Genomic DNA, 1,448 nt, shown 5'->3' with positions numbered 1-1,448 from the left:
GGCCGCGTCCAAGATCGTGGTGTATGAGAATTCGACCACTCTGCGATCTGTTTGCCAGTTAAGCGGCAATCGCATCAATTGTCACATTAGCACCGTCCTTGTCTGTTCCTGTTCTCTCGGTGGCTTTGCGGCATTCGGCCAGGACTTCCAGGCCCAGATAGCGGCGGCCTTCGGTCCACTCGTCGTGCTGCTCGGCCAGCACCGCCCCGACGAGGCGGACGATCGCGTCCCGGTTGGGGAAGATGCCGACGACGTCGGTCCGCCGCCGGATCTCCTTGTTCAGACGTTCCTGGGGGTTGTTGGACCAGATCTGCCGCCACACGCTCTTGGGGTAGAGCGCGAAGGCGAGGATGTCATCGCGGGCCTCGTCGAGATGGGCGGCGGCCTTGGGATACTTAGCCTCCAGCACCTGCACGACCTGCCGGTGCTGGGCGTGGACAGAGGCGGCGTCGGGCTGCTCGAAGACGGTGCGCAGCATGGTCGCCACCCATGGCTGGGCCGTCTTCGCGACGCAGGTCAGCAAGTTCCGCGCATAGTGTGACCTGCACCTTTGCCAGGACGCGCCGGGCAGGGTGGCGGCGATCGCATCGCGCAGCCCGGCGTGACAGTCGGAGATCACCAAGCTGACCCCGGACAGGCCGCGGGCGACCAGGCCGCGCAGGAACGCCAGCCAGCCCGCCCCATCCTCCGACGACACGACGTCGATGCCGAGGATCTCGCGGTGCCCGTCGGCGTTCACGCCGGTGGCGACCAGGGCGTGCACGTTGACCGTCCGCCCGCCCTCGCGCACCTTCTGCGTCAACGCGTCGATCCACACGAAGGTGTACGGCCCGGCATCCAGCGGCCGGTCGCGGAACTCGGCCACCATCTGGTCCAGTTCCCTGGCCATCACGCTGACCTGCGACTTGGACAGCCGGGTCACGCCGAGCTGTTCGGCGAGCTTTTCCACCCGCCGCGTCGAGACCCCGAGCAGGTAGGACGTGGCGACCACCGAGGCCAGCGCCCGCTCGGCGCGTCGCTGCCGCTCCAGCAGCCACTCGGGGTAGTAGCTGCCCTGCCGCAGCTTGGGAATGGCCAGCTCCACGGTTCCCGCCCGGGTGTCCCACTCACGGCGCCGGTACCCGTTGCGGCTGTTGACCCGCTGGTCGCTGATCTCGCCGTAGCCGGCGCCGCACCGCTGCTCGGCCTCGGCGTCCATCATCAACTGCGCCATCCGCGTGACCATCTCGCGCAGCACGTCGGGTGAGGCCTGCGCGAGGGTCTCGTCGAACCACCCATCGCCAACAGGCAGAATGTCCATAGCGGCCACTTCTCGTTCTCCTTCTTATGCCTTCGACAGCTGTGAAGGATCGCGGAGTGGCCGCCCTCATGTCACATCGATCTTCCCTATCGGGCATCAAGGTGATGATTGGGTTCAAACCCGTACACCACCCTCGTGGACGCTAACC

At 66.6% G+C, this 1,448-nt stretch carries 1 protein-coding gene; it reads right to left on the bottom strand.

The genetic code is table 11. The annotated features are described in order from the left end of the window. Positions 1-58: 58 nt before the first annotated feature. Complete coding sequence (locus ACFXJ8_RS44060) at positions 59-1,300, bottom strand: IS256 family transposase (protein ID WP_379651547.1); 1,242 nt, start codon at positions 1,298-1,300, stop codon at positions 59-61. Between the last annotated feature and the right edge of the window lie 148 nt (positions 1,301-1,448).

Source organism: Nonomuraea sp. NPDC059194, assembly GCF_042754765.1.
Classification (GTDB): Bacteria; Actinomycetota; Actinomycetes; order Streptosporangiales; family Streptosporangiaceae; genus Nonomuraea.
This window is presented reverse-complemented; position numbering and strand designations above follow the sequence as displayed.

Coding starts and splice junctions, on each gene's coding strand:
- ACFXJ8_RS44060 (WP_379651547.1), bottom strand. CDS start 1,300: ATGGACATTCTGCCTGTTGGCGATGGGTGGTTCGACGAGACCCTCGCG.